This window comes from Octadecabacter algicola (assembly GCF_021532625.1).
GTDB classification, from domain to species: Bacteria; Pseudomonadota; Alphaproteobacteria; order Rhodobacterales; family Rhodobacteraceae; genus Octadecabacter; species Octadecabacter algicola.
Genome location: NZ_JAKGAR010000002.1, coordinates 699140 through 718561, shown reverse-complemented (window position 1 = coordinate 718561; position 19422 = coordinate 699140). Strand labels below are relative to the sequence as shown.

Sequence of the window (19422 nt, the reverse complement as noted above, 5' to 3'; positions counted from 1 at the left end):
TCAGCCTTAGGGCGCGCCCTTCTGGTCTGGCCTGAGCCACCCTTTATAATGCACTAAGGTCGCGCCTGTCGGGGCCTTGAGAAGTACATCAAAATGAAACACACCATCGATCTCGGCTTCACTTGCGATGCTTTCAGGCAATAGAAAACGGGGAATCGGGATCGAACCGATACGCCCGCCTTTGACAGGGAAATTCAGCCGTGCGTCACGTACATGAAGATCGAGGTCAAACGTCAACAGACCGAATTTCTCACTCATGCCATCCGAGGTGGGACACAGGACGGATTTAAACGTGCTGCGCCCGAACCGCCGCAGCCATGTTTCACCGTTCTTAAATGGGGTCTTTGTGACCTCGACTTCAATGTCATCCGTTGTGGCCGGAAACCCGAACATAAGCGCCGCAATGCGGGCCTGTAGCCCCCTACCCCGCGTCACGCTTGCCCGTCCACGGAATGCACGAGGGATCACTGACTCATGGGTCTTACGAACGGTATTCGGTAATGTGTCGAACGTCGCGCCCAGAACAGTCTGGAATGGCGACACCACTTCGCGGGTTTGCATTTCCGTTTCAATGTCGAGGCCCTCGAAGCATGCTTCAATCGCATCCAATGAAACCAAAGACAGCGCAGGCCCAGCGCCGTTCGGGATCATCCCCAAATCCCGACAGGCAGCCCGCACCGCAATGGCTGGCGTATAAGGGCCATCTCCGCTGTTTGCCCGCATGATCCAGCGTCTAAGTTCAAAGCCATCGTGATTTGGGACAATGACTTCTACGATCATCCCTCCGCGATCGGACCCAAACGGCGTAAGCGCCTTGGCCCCCAGCATCATTCCATTGACCATCCAATCGCGCAGGCGAAACCCAAGCGCGCCGCGCAGGATTGAAAACGCCGCCAAACCGTAGCGCATAACGCTCAATTCCAACCCAGCGCGAAACGTAACTGTGGAACAATCAAAGTGATCCGGAAACAATCTCTGATCGGGCACTTCAATCCGCCAACCCTGTCTGCTGAAGGTGCCGAGATCATAACCTTTGGGGTCAGACCAAGACCGCACAAGTTCGTCGTTTCCGCCATGCTTTTCCGTATATGTGCAGCCCGCTTGTTCGAGGATACTTTCAACTACAGCGCGGCCCCTTGGGGCCTTGTTCCCTGGCAGTATTGCGCATTCGATCATCAAGGGTTTGGTATGTTCACGAAGGGTTTCGACAGCCGCTGATGTAATCGCAGGCGTGGACGACATGCCCGAATAAACGCAAACGCCATTATCCTTCGCTTGTTGGTTCAGACAACTGATCCCTGCACAAAACGCAGCATTGTCGCATATATCAAAGTAATGCGCACCGTACGCAATCGCCGCCTTGGCGACGCGGTATGGATCATCCCCATAAGAATGAAACGGACCGGCTGCGTCCACGATAACGTCAAACCCGTCCAAGCCCGTAAGCGGCCCATTTCGATCAAAGACACGATGGGGGAACGGTGATGCGTCAGGTTTTCGGCGGCTCGCAATCGTAACTGCAACACCATCTCGCGCCAAAAGCTCGCAAAGGCGTGCTCCGAACGCGCCGGTTCCTCCGATGACCAAAACCTTCATGGCAGCAATCGAGCCTTCAATGCCTCATTAGGTATTTCGCACATCTCGGCGCGCCCAAACATCGCGTAACGGTTACGCGCCACACGGGCATACAACCAATCGCGCGCGGGTTTCGGAAAGAGCTTCAACCATACCAGCAGTCGCCCAATGCCACCCGTGCGCCGCCCCAACTGAATTAAGGCGTCCAGATCACGCCAGACAGCGCCATCCTCTTCGATAAATAACCACGAGTCGGGGTCCAGCGGGTCTAGCCAATGCTGGCGCATTAAATCAGACCCTGTCTTCCCCTGAATTGGGGCAATTCGGATTGACCCACCCTTGTCTAACCGATGGACCATTTTAGCCCCGAACGCACAAAGCGCACAGGTTCCATCCATCACAGCCACGGCATAAGGTTCGCTCACGAGCAATAATCCCTTCGCAGCATAGCTAAACGAAAAACGCCGCCCAGTTAAAGGGCGGCGTAGTGTCTCACGGCGTAAAGATAATCAGTCAGCCCAGCGCCATGGACGGGTGAACGCCCCCAAAGCTGATACGACCTGTTCATCGCTCACATCGCCCGTCTTGCTTAGCTGCGCAACAAGGCCAAGCTTCTTGTCTTCGACAACCGATGTGACTTCGGCGGCGACATTAGCTTTGCTCAAGGTCATATTGTAAATCCGCGTGATCGCGGACTTACGCAGGTCTGGCTTAAAGATTTTGCCGACAGCCGTCTTGGGCAACTCATCCATGATCTCTAGGTGTTTTGGATAGGCTGCACGTTCATGGATGTGACGCTTAGCGTGGTCCAAAAGTTCCTCGACTGTTGCTGTCGCTCCCTCAACCAGTTCAACAAATGCAGCAGGAACTTCGCCCGCGTGTGCATCCGGTTGCCCAATCGCACCTGCGAAGGCGACATCGTGGTGGCCTGCTAGGGCTTCTTCGATCTCTGCTGGGTCGATGTTGTGGCCCCCGCGGATAATCAAGTCTTTGGCGCGCCCTGTAATCCAAAGGTAACCGTCTTCATCGATACGTCCCAAATCACCTGTGCGCAGGTATTGGCGGGTTTTGACGTTGGCACCCGGGTAGAACAGATCCGCGTTCTTGGCCGCTTCCGTATAGGTGTGCCCCTCATAGACACCGGGGGAATTCACGCAAATCTCACCAATCTCGTCCGTGCCAAGATCAACATGAGTATGCGGATCAATGATCCGCACTTTGGTGTGCGGGAACGGAATCCCGATTGACCCGACCTTCTTTTCGCCCTCAGGCGGGTTGATCGACACAAGGCAGGTTGCTTCTGTCAAACCGTAGCCTTCGCAGATTGTGACACCAGCTGCGGCTTCGAATTTCTTGTAGAGTTCAAGCGGCAAAGGTGCCGACCCACAAAACGCTAGGCGCAGACTTGAAATATCGGCGTTCACTGGACGTTGCATCAACGCCGACATAGCCGTCGGAACCGTGATCATGAACGTCACCTTATGGCGCTCGACCAGCTTCCAGAAATTATCAAACACCCCGTCCCCGCGATAACCCTGCGGTGTTGGAAACACGATATGCGCACCAGAACCCAACGACGCCCCGAGCGATACAATTGTCGCGAACACGTGGAACAATGGCAGTGGACAAATCAGAATGTCCTCGGGTTCAAACAACAATTTGTCCCCGAGCCATGAATTATAAAGAATCCCTGAATTGAGGTGTTGTGCCACCTTGGGCATACCCGTCGTCCCACCCGTGTGGAAATACGCCGCTGGCCGATCTTCTTTGGGGTCTTCAAAGGTAAGGGTCGTTAGTTGTTTGGCGATGGATTTATTGAAATCAATGATCCGCGCACCGTGGTTCACTTTGACCTTTGGGCGGATCATCGGCACGATCAGACGCTTGATGCCACCGATATATTTCAGCAGGTCCACTTCGACGACCGTTTTGACATTTGGCGCGTGATCTACGGCTTCGGCTGCTTTTTGAGCCACGTCAGTCTTTGGAAATGCCTTGAGCGTAACGAGAACCTTAGCGCCCGTTTCTTTTAGAATTGCACCAATCTGATCGGCATCCAGCAACGGGTTAATCGGGTTCACGATACCAGCGACAGCACCACCAAGGTATGTCAGCACAGTTTCCATCGAATTTGGTAAAAGGAACGCAACAACGTCATCCGTGCCAACACCAAGTTCGCGGAAGAGGTTTGCAGTCTGTGCGACTTTGCCTTGCAGATCGGCCCAGTTCAGCGTTTCGCATGGATCATTCTCACCCGAGAACATCTGAAACGTGACCGCATTACGGTTCGCGTGTTTATCAGCATTGCGGCCAAGCTGTTCCCAAATGGAATGGGCTACGCCGCGCTCTTCCCATGTACGTTCATTTTCGATCGCATTGCGATCCGCCATTGAAGCGAATGACATAGCACGCTCCTCCCTGTTATGTGTTCCCACCTTTACTGGTGGGCTTCTCCCTGACTGTAAGATGTGGCCGAATGACGCGCTACGCAAGTCTGACGCCGCGGAAAAAAGGGGCCCCTATCGGAGCCCCTAATGATCTAGCTGTCATTTTCTTGGCCAAGCCTAAGAAATTATCAGTCTTGAGGGATCCGCAAGACTTGCCCTGGATAGATTTTATCTGGGTTGCTCAGCATCGGTTTGTTTGCCTCGAAAATCTTCATGTAGGCATTGGCATTGCCCAAGGTCTTCTTAGCAATCGCTGACAGATTGTCGCCAGCTTCTACCGTGTGGAATACTGCCGTGTCAGCAGCGTCGTCTTCGACTTCGGCAACGCCATCGACGTTACCGACCGCAAGAATTACCTTTTCACGGGCTTCTTTAGACGTGGCTTCACCTTTAATTTTAACCTTGTCGCCTTCGACGGTGATCTCAAGACCTTCCGCATCAAGCCCTAGATCAGCAACTTCTTTTTGCAATGCTTCTGCGGTTGGCTCATCGGCAATTTTTTTGCCCGAGCGCTTCAGAAAACTAAACAATCCCATCTTTTCTTTCCTTATCTGTATTGAAGGTTGAACAAGACCCTAAAGGTTTAATGCACAATGATAAGGGGAATTACTCTGCTACAATCCCATCTGTAAATTGTAGCTTTGCCAGACGCGAATATAGTCCGCCCTGCGCAACCAAATCATCATGGGTGCCAATCGCAGCAATCTGACCTTCTTCGAATACGATAATGCGATCGGCCTTTTTCACAGTTGCCAAACGGTGCGCTACGATAAGGGTGGTACGATCTTGGGACAAAGTGTCTACCGCACTTTGCACGGCACGTTCGGACTCCGCGTCCAAAGCGCTGGTGGCTTCGTCCAACAACAAGACAGGCGCATCCCGCAAAATCGCACGTGCTATCGCAATCCGCTGTTTCTGCCCGCCAGACAACATAACCCCACGTTCACCTACATATGAATCGTAGCCCTCTGGCAGTGCCATCAAAAACTCATGCGCTGCGGCGGCTTTGGCGGCCGCCTCGACGTCGGCATCGCTTGCGTCGGGTCGGCCAAAGCGGATATTTTCGCGCGCGCTGGCTGCAAATATCACAGGGTCTTGTGGGACCAATGCCATATGGCGACGGAAATCGGCGCGTTCTAAGTCGCGCAAATCCTGACCATCAAAGGTCACGCGCCCAGACGCCGGATCATAGAACCGCAACAAAAGCTGGATGATGGTTGTCTTTCCCGCGCCAGACGGACCGACAAGCGCTACAGTCTCTCCGGGGGCGACCTTGAAAGACACGCCATTCAGCGCCCGCACGCCAGGCCGCGATGGATAGGCAAAATTCACATCCTCAAACGCAATCTCGCCGAGGCGCACGGCCGGAGCCTGTAAAGGTGCCGCGGGATCAGTCACCGCATCGTCAGCACTCAGGAGTTCCACCAACCGTTCGGTGGCCCCCGCCGCACGCTGCAATTCTGACCAAATCTCAGTCAGCGCCGCTAAAGCCCCTGCCACCATGATCGTGTAAATCATGAATTGGACCAGTTCGCCGACTGTGATTATGCCACTGCGCACATCGGATGCGCCCATCCACAAGAAGCCGACAATCGCGCTGAACGCCATGAAGATTACGATTGCCGTTAGAATAGCGCGGGTCCCGATACGGCGCCGCGCGGCTACGAAACTATGTTCAGTGACGTCGTGGAATTTGGTACGGCTCTGCGCCTCGTGCGTAAAGGCCTGCACTGTTTGCGCACTGAGCAACTGCTCGGAGGCATCTCCAGAACTTTGCGCGATCCAGTCTTGGTTTTCCTTGCTCAGTCGTCGGACGCGACGGCCCAGAATTATGATCGGAAATACGATAATCGGAATCGGCCAAAGAACCATCAGCGACATCTTTACAGATGTGATGAGCATCAACGTGATGCCGCCAAAAAAGATCAACGTATTGCGCAATGCAATCGAAACCGACGACCCGATCACGCTCAGGATCAACGTTGTATCTGTCGTAATCCGGCTGAGTACCTCGCCAGTCATAATTCGCTCAAAGAATGCGGGGCTCATGCCAATGACACGGTCAAACACAGCAACGCGAATGTCGGCTACCACTCTTTCACCCAATCGTGTCACGAAATAATACCGCATCGCAGTGCCCACAGCCAAAAGTGCTGCCAAGCCCAGCGCCGCAGCAAAGTAACCGTCCAACAGGCTCGTCTCGGCGACGTCAAAGTTATCAACGACGCGACGCACAGCCATTGGGAGCGCCAATGACATACACGCCGTAATCACCAACGCTGTGCCCGCCAGCGCGATCATCCAGCCATAAGGCTTCATAAACGGCCAAAGTGCCGACAATGCGCTGATTTTCTTTGATTTAGCGCGGTCTTGTTCCGCGGTTCTTGGGGCGTCGGCCATGGATCATCCTTTTGTCGAACGATGGTCTAGCCGCCAGAAGGCCAACGCACAAGAAGGCCAAAGTGTCGCTGGGACACAATCAACGCGCCAAGCTCACAGCCCAATCACGTCGTGGGCGAACTATCAGGAAGTTTGTTGGAGCGGGTGGGGGGAATCGAACCCCCATCTCCAGTTTGGAAAACTGGGGTCTTAACCATTACACAACACCCGCGACCGAGGCCGTGCATATTTCATGGGTTTAGGGGCGTCAAGACAACGTCAGGAAAAGTATCGTTAAAAAGTACCGACATCGGCAACAAAGAGAGCAAGCCAAACCCAAACGACCCAGTTAGGGTTAGCGCCTAGATCGATCTTCAAACTGAAACGCCAACTGGCGATTGATTTTGAGGTGAGACAGCGCCGTCCCCTGTGTGTCCTCTGCCCTCAAAACCACTGTTGCTGCCGCTCGTGCATCCTCGCCTGCGTCATGGTGGTGGAACTTAAGCCCAAGGTGCTTTTTGAGGTTTGCCAGGCCATGCCCTCCTGCTCCCTTCAGCTCTGGCCATGCTTGACGGGCGACCAAAACGCTGTTGGTCCAATGTGATGTGATCATGGGAATGCCATAACGCGCACAAGCCGACGTGAGTGCCTTTTCATCAAACGTGCTGTGCTGCACGAGAGAATGACAGTTCAAGATTTCAAACAATGCACCAAACACGGTAGGGAATGTTCCCGCCCCCGCGACTGTTTCCGCGCTAATCCCGTGCAGATCCGTATTGAACGGTTCAAAAGGTTCTTCGGGGTCGATCAAGACAGAGTAGGTTTGCATGTCCCCTGACTCGCTAACGAAGCAAAGCCCGATCTGGCAGATGCCACCGACTGTTTTACCCGCAGTCTCGACGTCTAACGCAATGAACCGAAATGGACCGTCAGGCAGCGTCGTAAGATGTCCAAATTTGTTCAACACGTCCTCGCGACCTACCCAGCGCTTTTCCATTCAATCGGTGTCACGTAGACGATGCCGTCACCTACGCTTACCATAACTTCGCCGTCCTGAATATTTACCTGCACCTGCATCGTTCTATTTGCCAGCGCGCCCAAGTCGGCCGTCACGTTCTCGGCCAGTGTCATAACCTGAAGATTGTCGAAACGGGTCGTACTATTTTTAATCTTATCCCACCACATTTCCGCGGTCCTGCCACCGTAACTATAGACAACGACCTTGTCCGCTTTTCCACAAGACTGCCGCACAACCTTTTCACTCGGTAGCCCTAACGCCACCCACAACTCTAACTCACCACTCAGGCTTTTCTGCCAGATGTCAGGTTCATCGTCGGTTGAAAGACCTTTGGTCATTTCCAGATGCTCATGGGCATTCAAAGCAAACGCGAGAACGCGGACCATCAGCCGTTCATCTGTCTCTGATGGATGTTTTGCCACAGTCAACTTATGAGTCTCATAATAGTGGCGATCCATATCGGAGACGGAGAGTTCAATTTTATAGATCGTCGCTTTTTGCGCCATGACATGCCCCAGACTTTAAAAGATAGTCATGCCTAATGCGGCTGGCGATGTTCTGAAAGGGCTTGAACGCCTGCGAATGGCGGCAAAGAGGTCTTTTTACACGCGGTGGGTGTCATGACAACGATTGGCTTCAAATGAAGGCGCATTTTCCAATCGCACGTAATGGCCACGTAGACAGCGATATTTAACGCTTTTTTAACACCTTTAAGGGATTTCACCCTCACCATCTTACATGGGCAAAAGGTTGTGAATTGAGTGCCGTCCACAAAACACAGGTTACCCCTAGGCGGGTACATGCCAACATTTTTATCGGTTCTTGCCGTAATCGGGCTCGGATATTTTGCGGTGCAACAGGCCGAAACTATCAGTGCCCAAACCGAACGTGATCATGTGCGCGCAAAATTGCAGACGCAGGCAGCACAGATAGAAGGTCGACTAAACGCCATGATCGGTGCGGCTAGCGGATTGGTCGCCACCTTATCTACCGAGCCGGACATGTCTCAGACGCGATATCGGTCGCTCGCAAGGCGCATCGTTTCCTCAAGCTCCGGAATTCGCAACATCGCTGCGGCCAAGGATTTGATCGTTAACCTCATTTATCCAATCGAGGGCAATGAATTTGTTTTGGGGCTGGATTACCGTCAAAATGCTGCCCAGCGCGCCGCCGCATTTCGTGCGCGTGACACCGGCACGTTCACTTTGGCAGGACCTGTCGACCTCGTGCAGGGCGGGCAAGCATTTATCGGTAGATTTCCGGTCTTTAGCGGAGATTCCAATCAGAGGCAGTTTTGGGGAATTCTATCCGTTGTTGTTGATCTCACCAGTTTCTATGAGGAGACAGGTTTGACTGCGCTATCTTCCGAGCTGGCAATCGTCCTAGTCGGCAAAGACGGTTTGCAGCAAGAATCGAGCCCCTTTTTTGGGTCTCCCGAAATACTGGACGCTCAACCGGAGAGCATCAAAATAAACTTCCTAAATGGCTCTTGGGATATGTCGGCGATACCAATCGACGGCTGGGGAAGCACCCTTTCCAATGGTTGGGTAAAGGCGAGCACGATCCTCATTGCATTGACGATTGCATGCCTGACAGGCCTTGCGAATTTCATTGGATTGCAGCGTTCAACGATCATTGGCAAACTCAAGCAAAGAGAGCTGCAGCTCGAACAATCTCATGCGGAGATTGAGAAGCTCGCCCTTCATGATCATTTGACTGGACTACCCAATCGACGCTTTTTGGAACGGCGACTTTGCGAACAAAGATCACGATTGCATGGGTTGATGATTCTGGACTTGGACGGCTTCAAATCAGTCAATGATCTCTTCGGACATAAGGTCGGCGATTGTGTTCTTGTGGCCGTGACCCAACGCCTTCAGAAAGCAATTGGGGAAAATGGTATTTTAGTCCGCAGTGGAGGGGATGAGTTTGTCCTTCTTTGCGAAGGCGACGCGCCTAGCGGGAATAATGATCAGGACACTCCTTCGTCAATTAGGGATTGCCTTCAATCATTGGCAGAACGGCTTTTGGAATGCCTGAAAGAACCAATAAACGGCATGTCCCCCCCGACCCGCATGGGAATTTCAATCGGAATTCGGTGTATTGAAACCAACGAAAAGTGGTCACCCAGCAGTTGGCTAAAACAAGCCGATCGCGCGATGTATCAGTCTAAGAGAGAGGGCAGAAATCGCTCCACTTTTTACGATGAATTGGGTGATGTTTCCGAAGTTTCGGTAGCAGAACAACGCAGCCTACTGGAGGCGATGACAAACCCCAATCAGATGCAAAACACAGGCTAGTAGGTTGCGGGCAACTTCGTCTCCTCCCGAAACGGCATATTTGGACTGACGTCAGAAACAGTAGACAGGCAAGAAGATCTACGTTTTTGCCTCCAAAGCAGCCACACCAAGGAGGGCAATCAGGCGTAACGGCTTTCGTTTTGCGGCAGGCTGGCTCCTTCTTTTTTTCTCCCAAAATGACTGGGCATGGCAAAGAATGTGACAACTGCCCCCGCGATCCGTTCCATGTTGATCCCCAATAGGAAGTCTCCCTTGGATTGTACAACGCAGGCGCTTATCTCGATGGCAAAGGATACCAGAATGCAGCACTATTCTCTTCTCGACTTATCACCCGTACCGGAAGGTAAAACCGCTGCGGACGCCCTAGCGAACACGGTCTCGTTAGCTCGCGCTGCCGAAACGTCAGGCTACCATCGTTTTTGGCTGGCCGAGCATCACAACATGGCTGGAATCGCGAGCGCTGCGACGGCGGTTATGATCGGCCAAGTAGCTGCCGCAACCCAAACCATGCGGATCGGCGCCGGTGGGATCATGCTTCCAAACCACGCCCCGCTGGTAATTGCCGAACAGTTCGGGACGCTCGCCACACTTTTCGGTGACCGGATCGATCTAGGCTTGGGTCGTGCGCCCGGAACCGACATGGCAACTGCCCGTGCGCTGCGCCGCCACATGGCACCTGAGGATAGCTTCCCCCAAGACGTGCTAGAATTGATCGGCTATTTTGGCGATATGCCCGCCGATGCAAAGGTGCGCGCTATTCCAGGTGAGGGAACACATGTGCCTGTTTGGATCCTTGGTTCCAGTCTTTACGGCGCCCAACTGGCTGCCCATCTCGGCCTACCCTATGCTTTTGCTTCGCATTTTGCGCCCACCATGCTCGAACAAGCTCTGTCCATCTATAGAACGACATTCAAACCATCTCGTTTCTTGTCCGAACCCTACGCCATCGTCGCCGCAGGAGTTTGCGCCGCCGAAACCGACGAGGCGGCGCAGTTTTTGAAATCTTCGATTACGCTTTCCTTTGCACGCTTATTTTCCGGCACACCGGGCAAATTGCCTGTGCCAGTCGACGAGGTTCAAGCACTTGTCCCTGCTCCCGTTTTGGAACAAGTAAGACAAGCCTTATCATGCTCAGCAACGGGTTCGCCTTCGACAGTAAAGACGCAGCTCAGTGCCATCATCGACAAGTACCAACCAGACGAGCTGATGGTGACCGGCATGATACACGATCACGCAGCGCGGGTCCGGTCGTTTGAAATTGCAGGCAAAGTTTTGGCTTCGTTACGTGCCCCGAAAACGGATAGTTAGTTCCAGCATTAGCCAACAAAGCCCTTGCCCCAATGCGGTCACGATTTCATGAGTCTGCACGATCAGCGTGCGGAATTGCCAAATCAATGAGCTCTGCCACCGATCCGATATCCATTTTTTCAAGAATGCGGGCGCGGTGATGGTCCACCGTCCGTGGGCTAATGTCTAATTCCCTGCCAATTTCCTTACTGGATGTGCTGGACGGATTGGCGATCATGAAGTTAGCGACTTCTTTCTCGCGAAGCGTCAATTTGGCAAACCTTTGTAACGCGGAAATTCGGTGACTTTCCTCGGTTCTTTTTTCCCGATCTGCAAGAAAGGCCGCGTTGATACAGTCGACAAGGACTTTTTGGCGAAACGGTTTTTCCAGAAAATCGACCGCCCCTGCTTTCATCGCTTGGACGGTTTCCGGCACACCCCCGTGACCCGAAATAAAGATGATTGGAATATTGATATTCTTCTCGGCCAAGACCTTTTGCAGTTTCAAACCGTCCATTTGAGGCAAGCCATAGTCCAGCACCAAACATCCCAGATACGACGGATCAAAAGCGTCAAGAAACTGGCGTGCGTCTTCAAAAGTGCGGACCAAAAAACCGCGTTTATTCAACGCCCGTGACAAGCTGGTTCGTACATCCTCGTCGTCATCAATGAGGAACACAGTTGAGGTTTGAGAGGACCGAGAATCGACCATGAAAGCGTTACCTAAATTCGGGTGTTATCTAACCTAATGCGTTTCACAGGGGACTGTAAAACGGAACTGCTGCGATCGCTCGTCGTACCACAGGTCGCCGCCCCCAGCTTCAACGATGGTACGCGAGATCGAAAGGCCCAACCCTAAGCCATCCGGCTTGCTGGTTTGGAATTCCTTGAACAGCGTCAATTCTGGATCAACTCCGGGGCCGCTATCTTCTACTCGAACCTCGATCGCATCAGGCAATTGCAACGCTTTGATTGTGATCTTCCGTTGAGTGGTTTCGGCCGTGACAATCGCATCAATTGCATTTCGGAGGAGATTGATAAGAACTTGCGCGATCTGCACACGGTTCCCAATCGCAGGGCGCAATTCAGGGATTTGCGTTTCCATGGTTATTGCCCCGGCCTCAAGTTCTTGGCGCACCAACCGTTGGGTTTGTTCCACTAACTCCTTGAGCTCGAACGACTGTGGCGTGCCCTTGTCTTTTCGCACGAAGCTGCGCAAAGCGCGGATAATATCCCCGCCTTGGTGCGCCTGCTCATCAAGTTCGGATAGGATAGAAATCAGTTCTTCATTTGGCGCCGGGTCCATCTTGGCGACGGACAAAGCTGTGTCGAGGTTTTGGGAAATCGTCGTTAAAGGTTGGCTTAATTCATGGGCAAGACCGGTTGCCATTTGCCCCATCATGTTTACCCGCGTTACGTGAGACAGTTCACGATTAAGTTCCTGTAGCTTAGCATCCAATTTCCGTCTTTGAGCAATTTCATTGATCAAGGTCGCATTCGCCGCCCGCAGTTCATTGTAGGTGCGCGGCTGTGGGGCGCTTGTCGACACCTCACCTTGGGACACCAATGACGTGCGTACCGCAAAGGCCCTGACGGGTTTCAGGATCAGTTCAGCAAGGATAAGGCCCGCAACAGCTGTCACAATCGAAATGATCGCAGCAATCCAGATATTGCGAGATAGGTTATCTCTGATGCCTTGGATAAAATCGTTCTCTGGGGCAAAAACGGCGATATTCCACGGCAGGTCAATATCAGGAATGGGCAACAGCAATGTCATGTACTGTTGGCCAGAAAACCCGAACTCAGACTGTACTGGCTGTGTCGATGATGAAATTCGACTGTCAAAGTCTGCAAATGCTGCGCGCACGATTGGATCACTGAAATCGTCGATACCAATGAACCCCATCGTTCCATCCTCGTTGCGGGTACTGATACGAGCGGGATCAGGATGCGCGATCACACGGCCATCATCACTTATGATAAAGGCTGCGCCTGAATCCCCAATGGTGAGATCGGACAGGAACAGCGATATGTCGGCAATGTCCAGATCAATGCCTACAACACCGTCTAGTTGTCCTTCCTCGCCTTGGATCGGTGCTGCCACCGTGATGCCAGGCTGTTGGGACGAGAAGAAGATGTAGGGGTCGGTCCATATCCGAGATCCGAGCTGGCTTGCTTCAATATACCATGGCCGCGCCCGCGCATCGAAGGTGTCGTTTGGATCAAAGCTGCGTTCAACGACGCCGTATTCAGCATCGCGCCAGATATATTCAATTGTTCGTTGATCGCTTTCAATTGTGATGAGTTTCGTTCGGTACGGGCCAGGTCCATCGCTGTTCATGACATAGATGAAATTGCCGTCCTCATCCCCATAATAGATCCCCGACAACTGGGCTTCCGTGCGCAGCAATTGAAAGAAATACTGTTCCATCTGGTCTGGCGATGTTGTTGAAACAAGGCCGTTGTTCAACAGACGGCGGGCCTGTTCAGTGATTTCTGTGGCAGGTTCAAGAAACCGTTTGGTGTGTTCTGCGGCGTTCGCACCAGCTTCATCCATCAGCCCACGGGCATGTTCCAACATGGCGCGTTCGGAGGACACGTAAGACGTGGACACGACGATGATGATCGCAATGAATTGCAGCCCTGCAAGGCTCAGCGCCAAAACAAATCCGAGTGAGTACCTCATGAGTGAACTGTGTTAGGTTCTTCGTTGCAGATCAAGTCATAGTCCCAGATCGGCCGTGACGGTATCAACCGCTGCTGTCAATTTTTGTACAACTTCGTCAAGATGATCCATCGTGGAAATAAACGGCGGCGCCAGCAACACATGGTCCCCTTGGACCCCATCAACTGTCCCGCCCATAGGATAACAAATCAAGCCATGGGCAAATGCGGCCTTCTTGAGCTTTGCGTTAAACTTCATCGCTGGATCAAGGCAGTCTTTGGTATCGCGGTCTTTCACGAACTCGACGCCGACAAACAATCCACGTCCGCGAATATCGCCCACGTTCGCATGTTGGCCCAGTGCTGCACGCAGCATATCCTGTAACACCTCACCTTTCGCAGTGACGCCATCCACTAAGCCAGAGGTAAGTTTATCCACCACCGCCAGCCCCGCCGCACAGGCTGTTGGGTGTCCGACATAGGTATGGCCATGTTGGAAAAACCCGCTGCCCTGTTCGATCGCATTGTATATTTTGGATGAACACAGCGTAGCCCCGATAGGCTGGTACCCCGCCCCAAGACCCTTAGCGATTGTGCAAATATCAGGGCTGATGTCGTCATGTTCGCAAGCAAATAACGTGCCGGTTCGCCCCATCCCGCACATGACTTCATCAAGGATGAGCAAGACACCATACTGATCGCAGATTTCACGGATGCGTTTGAAATAGCCGTCCGCCGCTGGTACCGCCCCAAGGGTGGCGCCGACAACAGGTTCAGCGACGAAGGCCATGACTTGATCCTCGCCAAGCCGCAGGATTTCTGCTTCCAACTCGTCGGCCATCCGCAAGCCAAAGTCGGCCTCTGTCTCGCCTTCATGCTGTTCGCGGTAGGCATAACAGGGCGCGATGTGACTAACGTCCATAAGTAACGGCGCAAACGGGGCGCGGCGCCATTCATTGCCACCGACAGCCAGCGCACCCAAGGTATTGCCATGATAACTTTGACGACGAGCAATGATCTTGGACCGTTCAGGCTGGCCAATCTCGACATAGTATTGACGCGCCAGTTTCAACGCCGCCTCAACCGCCTCTGATCCGCCGGAGACAAAGTAAACGCGATCCAAACCTTCGGGGGCATGTTCGATCAGCTTATCTGCTAACTGTTCGGCAGGGCGCGACGACAAAAAACTTGTGTGGGCAAAGGCCATACTATAAAGCTGATCTTTGATCGCTTTGATTACGTCTTGGTCGCTGTGCCCCAAACAAGACACCGCAGCACCGCCCGATCCATCGAAATAGCGATTACCGTTTTCGTCGATCAAATAAACCCCATCCCCCGCAAGACCAGTGGGCGGCAACGATTTTGAATGGCGTGGAAAAACGTGATTCATGGCGGGAAACTCCGACCCAATTTTGCCGAAACCCTCTCATGACTTGGGTCGTCAGGATATAGGTAGTTACGCGCATAGACAGGTTTCGCCCTCACTGAGACAGTCGAGGGACAAGCAGGAATCTCCTGCATTGCTGCACTGGGGCGGAACAACAAGACGGGCAACGGCGCTATGCCAATGCTCGCAATTACCCGTCCCAAAACAAATTAGTTCTTGGGAGAACGTCAATGATCCGAATGAAAACCTCAACTTTTGCCGCCGTTGCGGTCGCTGCTACAATGTCAGCGCCTACCGTCATGGCCGAAGAGTTCATCACAATCGGTACCGGTGGTGTAACTGGTGTCTATTACCCAACTGGTGGCGCGATTTGCCGCTTGGTTAACCAAGGCCGCCGTGACCACGGTGTCCGCTGTTCCGTCGAATCCACAGGCGGTTCGGTCTACAACATCAACACAATCCGCGAAGGCGAATTGGAATTTGGTGTTGCCCAATCCGACTGGCAGTACCACGCCTACAACGGCACATCCCGCTTCGAAGAGTCAGGTCCATTCGAAAACCTGCGCGCTGTTTTCTCAGTCCACCCTGAGCCGTTCACGGTTGTGGCGCGTGCTGACAGTGGCATCACATCGTTCGAGGACCTTCAGGGCAAGCGCGTCAACATCGGCAACCCCGGTTCCGGCCAACGCGGCACAATGGAAGTTCTTATGGAAGCCCTCGGTTGGACAACTGACGATTTCGCACTGGCCACAGAACTGAAAGCGTCCGAGCAGTCCGCAGCACTTTGCGACAACCAGATCGATGCGATGGTTTACACTGTTGGTCACCCTTCCGGTTCCATCTCTGAAGCGACAACAGCATGTGATTCCGTGCTTGTTGAAGTGTCCGGCGATGTTGTGGCTCAGCTGATTGAAGATAACTCCTTCTACCGTTCAGCAACAATCCCGGGCGGCATGTACCGCGGTAACGACGAAGACGTCATGACATTTGGTGTCGGCGCGACTTTCGTCAGCTCCGCTGATGTGTCTGAAGACGTCGTTTACACACTGGTTAAGTCCGTGTTCGACAACATCGACGATTTCCGCGGCTTGCACCCTGCATTCGCAAACTTGGAACCAGCTGACATGGCATCTGCCGGCCTGTCCGCTCCGCTGCATGACGGCGCTGCCAAGTACTACGAAGAAGCTGGCCTGATCGAGTAATCGCCACCTTACCCACAACAACCCCGGGGCCGATCCTTTCGGCCCCGGAACGCGAAACACGATCAGCCGGAAACCGGCGACAGGGGGACTTATGACAACCACAGAAAATCGCGCGCTAAGCGAGGAAGAACTTCAGGAGCTTGTCGCCGCCAGCGACAGTGGTGCCCGAAGTCCTGCTGGCGCAATTGGTAAAATGATCGCAATCACAGCGCTGCTCTGGTCGAGCTTTCAAGTGCTTCTTGCGTCTCCGATTGGTCCTTATGTTTTGCCAGGGGACTTGATCAACAACTCCCGTCAAATCCACCTCGCTTTTGCTATTTTCTTGTCGGCAATGGCCTATCCATTGTTCAAAAACAGCCCCCGCGACAGCATTCCTTGGTATGATTGGATCCTTGGACTAGGCGGCGCGTTCCTCGCGCTCTACGGCTACTTTTTCTATGATAAAATCGTTGGAAATGGTGGGCTTGCAGATCACTCGGATTCCTATTTCGCACTTGCGGGTCTGATTTTCCTATTCATCGCCGCATACCGCACATTGGGCCCTGTGATGGTCCTCTTGGCGGTTGTGTTCCTTGCCTACGTATTCTTTGGATCTTCCGAAGTTGTGCCTGACCAAATCCGTTGGGCTGGTGCTTCTTTGCGTAAAGCCATGAGCCACATGTGGATCACATCTGAGGGTGTGTTCGGGATCGCCCTTGGGGTTTCCACTCGATTTGTATTCCTGTTCGTGTTGTTTGGTGCCCTTCTCGATAAAGCGGGCGCTGGCAACTACTTCATCAAGATGGCCTTTGGCGCATTGGGTCACCTTCGTGGTGGTCCTGCTAAGGCAGCCGTTGTCGGGTCTGCTGCAACGGGCCTGATTTCCGGGTCTTCTATCGCAAACGTTGTGACAACAGGTACCTTCACCATTCCACTCATGAAACGCGTTGGATTTAGCGCCGAAAAAGCTGGCTCTGTTGAGGTTGCATCCTCTGTGAACGGCCAGATCATGCCACCTGTTATGGGGGCTGCGGCCTTTTTGATGGTGGAATATGTGGGCATTTCCTACGTCGAAGTCATCACTCACGCGTTCCTACCAGCGATCATTAGCTACATCGCTTTGGTTTACATCGTTCACCTTGAAGCGGTGAAAAACAACATGCCAACCATCGGCAACAAAGTTGTTAACATGTTCAACACCGTGTTGGGGATGTTCGGTTTCTTCGCTGGTTTCGCTCTGCTGTGCTATGCCACCCAGTATCCGGTAGCGGCCATCGTATCGATGTTCCCAGAAGGCTCCGGTCTGATATTGACGGTATTGCTTGCTCTGGTCTACGTCGGCCTAATCTACCTTGCGGCGCAGGTCGAAGACTTGGAACCCGATGATCCGAATGCCGAGGTTGTCGAACTTCCAGACCTCGCGAAAATCTACAAGTCTGGCCTGTACTACCTGCTGCCGATCATCGTTCTGGTTTACTTCCTGATGATCGAACGCAAATCCCCGGGCCTGTCCGCATTCTGGGCAACATTCATGTTGTTCGGCATCCTGCTGACACAGAAAACGCTCAAAGCATTCTTTCGTGGCGAAGCAAATCCAATCAGCCGCCTCAAAGCAGGTTTGATTGATTTGATCGAAGGCATGATTGATGGCGCCCGCAACATGATCGGTATCGGTCTTGCGACTGCAACTGCGGGTATCATCGTTGGCACAGTGTCCTTGACTGGCATCGGCCAAGTAATGGCGGACTTTGTTGAATTCCTCTCCGGAGGTAACCTGATCCTCATGCTGATCTTCGTGGCAATCTTGTCGCTGATCCTTGGCATGGGGCTCCCAACGACGGCGAACTACATCGTAGTGTCATCCCTTATGGTCGCCGTTGTGGTCGAACTAGGTGCACAGTCTGGATTAGTTGTCCCACTAATCGCTGTTCACCTGTTCGTCTTCTACTTCGGGATCATGGCGGATGTGACGCCCCCCGTAGGATTGGCGAGTTTCGCTGCCGCTGCTGTTTCAGGTGGTGATGCGATCCGTACTGGGTTCACTGCCTTCTTCTACAGCCTGCGCACAGTGGCCTTGCCCTTCGTATTCATCTTCAACACGGACCTCTTGTTGATTGATGTGACGATTGCACAAGGGATAATCGTCTTCATAACGGCGACGATCGGGATCTTGGTGTTCACGGCGGCAACAATGGGTTGGTTCCTCACAAAGAACCGCATTTGGGAAACCGTTGCGATGCTGGTTATTGCCTTTGCATTGTTCCGCCCTGGGTTCTTTATGAACCAGATCCAGCCACCGTTCGATGACATTGAACCCGCCGCATTCTCTCAGGCTCTTGCCGATGCGGAACCAGGTAGTTCATTGCGCACAGTCATCTCAGGACCTGACTTTGACACGTTCGAAATGAAGGACATCACCGTTCCATTGACTGTTCCAGATGTCGAAGGGGCCGATGCGCGCCTTGATGCTCTCGGTATCGTTCTGGTGGCCGATGGTGACGCCCAGAACATGGATGAACCGGGTTTCGGTACAGAACTGTCCGATGCACTTTCATCCTTTGACTTCTACGGTGACGAACCGGTTGCAATCAGCTCTGTGCAGGTCGCTTCCAATCAGATGCCAAAGGAACTCATCTGGATCCCCGCCCTACTGTTGCTCGCCTTGATTGCATTCCTGCAAAAAGGCCGAGCAGCACCAGCAACCCTACGCGAAGGAGAAGTCGCATGATCAAGACAATACTTTGCGCAGTCGACATCAACCGTCCCAAAGACGAAGCCCAAGTCGTCAAGGAAGCCAAGAAACTGGCCGATCTTGATGGGGCCCAGTTGGATGTCATCACGGTCGTCCCTGATTTTGGTGCAAACGTCGTCAGCGCCTATTTCAAAGACCACGATGTCAAGTCCGCTCAGGACGGTGCCGCCAAGCTGCTTAATGAAATGGCCGCGGATGTGATCGGAGCAGAGGCAAACAAAGACGTTCGTCACTTAGTGGCCGTCGGAAGCGTCTACGAAGAGGTGTTGAAGGCAGCCAAACTGTCCAAGGCCGGCCTGATCGTCATCGGTGCCCACCGAGCAGATTTTAAGGACTACCTGCTTGGCCCCAATGCCGCACGCGTCGTGCGACATTCAAACTGTTCCGTCTACGTCGTTAGATAACCAACACTCACAGCGGCCGCTTTGGTGG

At 53.1% G+C, this 19422-nt stretch carries 15 protein-coding genes and 1 tRNA gene; 5 read left to right on the top strand and 11 right to left on the bottom strand.

The window, feature by feature from the left end:
- Nucleotides 1-6 precede the first annotated feature (6 nt).
- From L0666_RS10280 to L0666_RS10245, 8 genes are all read right to left on the bottom strand, one after another.
- Nucleotides 7-1596 (bottom strand): SDR family oxidoreductase, encoded by a 1590-nt coding sequence (locus L0666_RS10280; RefSeq protein WP_235261220.1) that lies wholly within the window; start codon nucleotides 1594-1596, stop codon nucleotides 7-9.
- Nucleotides 1593-2000 carry a thiol-disulfide oxidoreductase DCC family protein gene (locus tag L0666_RS10275; RefSeq protein ID WP_235261219.1) on the bottom strand — a complete coding sequence of 136 codons (408 nt, stop codon included), beginning with the start codon at nucleotides 1998-2000 and terminating at the stop codon, nucleotides 1593-1595. Before L0666_RS10275 ends, L0666_RS10280 begins: the two co-directional genes overlap by 4 nt.
- 84 nt (nucleotides 2001-2084) lie before the next feature.
- Complete coding sequence (locus L0666_RS10270; protein ID WP_235261218.1) at nucleotides 2085-3980, bottom strand: acyl-CoA synthetase; 1896 nt, start codon at nucleotides 3978-3980, stop codon at nucleotides 2085-2087.
- A gap of 170 nt (nucleotides 3981-4150) precedes the next feature.
- Nucleotides 4151-4558 carry a peptidoglycan-binding protein LysM gene (gene lysM / locus L0666_RS10265; protein WP_235261217.1) on the bottom strand — a complete coding sequence of 136 codons (408 nt, stop codon included), beginning with the start codon at nucleotides 4556-4558 and terminating at the stop codon, nucleotides 4151-4153.
- Between the two features lie 70 nt (nucleotides 4559-4628).
- A complete protein-coding gene (locus tag L0666_RS10260) occupies nucleotides 4629-6422 on the bottom strand; it encodes an ABC transporter transmembrane domain-containing protein (protein ID WP_235261216.1) in 1794 nt (597 codons plus the stop codon).
- Between the two features lie 136 nt (nucleotides 6423-6558).
- Nucleotides 6559-6633 (bottom strand) — tRNA-Gly (locus L0666_RS10255).
- 123 nt (nucleotides 6634-6756) lie between these two features.
- A complete protein-coding gene (locus tag L0666_RS10250; protein ID WP_235261427.1) occupies nucleotides 6757-7365 on the bottom strand; it encodes an exonuclease domain-containing protein in 609 nt (202 codons plus the stop codon).
- A 14-nt stretch (nucleotides 7366-7379) separates the two neighbouring features.
- Nucleotides 7380-7925 (bottom strand): YaeQ family protein, encoded by a 546-nt coding sequence (locus L0666_RS10245; RefSeq protein ID WP_235261215.1) that lies wholly within the window; start codon nucleotides 7923-7925, stop codon nucleotides 7380-7382.
- A 294-nt stretch (nucleotides 7926-8219) separates the two neighbouring features.
- On the opposite strand from L0666_RS10245, the gene L0666_RS10240 reads away from it, so the two are divergent.
- Nucleotides 8220-9719, top strand: coding sequence for a diguanylate cyclase domain-containing protein (locus L0666_RS10240; RefSeq protein WP_235261214.1), 1500 nt, complete (start codon nucleotides 8220-8222; stop codon nucleotides 9717-9719).
- 300 nt (nucleotides 9720-10019) lie between these two features.
- Nucleotides 10020-11027 carry an LLM class flavin-dependent oxidoreductase gene (locus L0666_RS10235; RefSeq protein ID WP_235261213.1) on the top strand — a complete coding sequence of 336 codons (1008 nt, stop codon included), beginning with the start codon at nucleotides 10020-10022 and terminating at the stop codon, nucleotides 11025-11027.
- Nucleotides 11028-11073: 46 nt separating this feature from the next.
- Here the strand turns inward: L0666_RS10235 and L0666_RS10230 are convergent, their stop codons facing one another.
- Genes L0666_RS10230 through L0666_RS10220 form a run of 3 tightly spaced genes read right to left on the bottom strand, consistent with a single transcriptional unit; the run spans nucleotide 11074 to nucleotide 15060 of the window.
- Entirely contained in the window at nucleotides 11074-11718 is a 645-nt protein-coding gene (locus L0666_RS10230; protein ID WP_235261212.1) for a response regulator transcription factor, read from the bottom strand.
- 33 nt (nucleotides 11719-11751) lie between these two features.
- Nucleotides 11752-13692: a sensor histidine kinase gene (locus L0666_RS10225; RefSeq protein ID WP_235261211.1), complete on the bottom strand. Its 1941-nt coding sequence runs from the start codon at nucleotides 13690-13692 to the stop codon at nucleotides 11752-11754.
- Between the two features lie 36 nt (nucleotides 13693-13728).
- Nucleotides 13729-15060, bottom strand: a complete 1332-nt coding sequence (locus L0666_RS10220) for an aspartate aminotransferase family protein (RefSeq protein ID WP_235261210.1) — start codon at nucleotides 15058-15060, stop codon at nucleotides 13729-13731.
- Between the two features lie 236 nt (nucleotides 15061-15296).
- On the opposite strand from L0666_RS10220, the gene L0666_RS10215 reads away from it, so the two are divergent.
- From L0666_RS10215 to L0666_RS10205, 3 genes are all read left to right on the top strand, one after another.
- Nucleotides 15297-16259: a TAXI family TRAP transporter solute-binding subunit gene (locus L0666_RS10215; RefSeq protein WP_272492180.1), complete on the top strand. Its 963-nt coding sequence runs from the start codon at nucleotides 15297-15299 to the stop codon at nucleotides 16257-16259.
- A gap of 91 nt (nucleotides 16260-16350) precedes the next feature.
- Nucleotides 16351-18966, top strand: coding sequence for a TRAP transporter permease (locus tag L0666_RS10210; protein WP_235261209.1), 2616 nt, complete (start codon nucleotides 16351-16353; stop codon nucleotides 18964-18966).
- Nucleotides 18963-19394, top strand: a complete 432-nt coding sequence (locus L0666_RS10205) for a universal stress protein (protein ID WP_235261208.1) — start codon at nucleotides 18963-18965, stop codon at nucleotides 19392-19394. Before L0666_RS10210 ends, L0666_RS10205 begins: the two co-directional genes overlap by 4 nt.
- The last annotated feature ends 28 nt before the right edge of the window (nucleotides 19395-19422 follow it).

What these genes read in the sequence shown, in the direction of transcription:
- L0666_RS10210 (WP_235261209.1), top strand. Translation starts at nt 16,351, where the DNA reads ATGACAACCACAGAAAATCGCGCGCTAAGCGAGGAAGAACTTCAGGAG.
- L0666_RS10245 (WP_235261215.1), bottom strand. Translation starts at nt 7,925, where the DNA reads ATGGCGCAAAAAGCGACGATCTATAAAATTGAACTCTCCGTCTCCGAT.
- L0666_RS10235 (WP_235261213.1), top strand. Translation starts at nt 10,020, where the DNA reads ATGCAGCACTATTCTCTTCTCGACTTATCACCCGTACCGGAAGGTAAA.
- L0666_RS10270 (WP_235261218.1), bottom strand. Translation starts at nt 3,980, where the DNA reads ATGTCATTCGCTTCAATGGCGGATCGCAATGCGATCGAAAATGAACGT.
- L0666_RS10205 (WP_235261208.1), top strand. Translation starts at nt 18,963, where the DNA reads ATGATCAAGACAATACTTTGCGCAGTCGACATCAACCGTCCCAAAGAC.
- L0666_RS10225 (WP_235261211.1), bottom strand. Translation starts at nt 13,692, where the DNA reads ATGAGGTACTCACTCGGATTTGTTTTGGCGCTGAGCCTTGCAGGGCTG.
- L0666_RS10260 (WP_235261216.1), bottom strand. Translation starts at nt 6,422, where the DNA reads ATGGCCGACGCCCCAAGAACCGCGGAACAAGACCGCGCTAAATCAAAG.
- L0666_RS10215 (WP_272492180.1), top strand. Translation starts at nt 15,297, where the DNA reads ATGAAAACCTCAACTTTTGCCGCCGTTGCGGTCGCTGCTACAATGTCA.
- L0666_RS10220 (WP_235261210.1), bottom strand. Translation starts at nt 15,060, where the DNA reads ATGAATCACGTTTTTCCACGCCATTCAAAATCGTTGCCGCCCACTGGT.
- L0666_RS10280 (WP_235261220.1), bottom strand. Translation starts at nt 1,596, where the DNA reads ATGAAGGTTTTGGTCATCGGAGGAACCGGCGCGTTCGGAGCACGCCTT.
- lysM (WP_235261217.1), bottom strand. Translation starts at nt 4,558, where the DNA reads ATGGGATTGTTTAGTTTTCTGAAGCGCTCGGGCAAAAAAATTGCCGAT.
- L0666_RS10230 (WP_235261212.1), bottom strand. Translation starts at nt 11,718, where the DNA reads ATGGTCGATTCTCGGTCCTCTCAAACCTCAACTGTGTTCCTCATTGAT.
- L0666_RS10240 (WP_235261214.1), top strand. Translation starts at nt 8,220, where the DNA reads ATGCCAACATTTTTATCGGTTCTTGCCGTAATCGGGCTCGGATATTTT.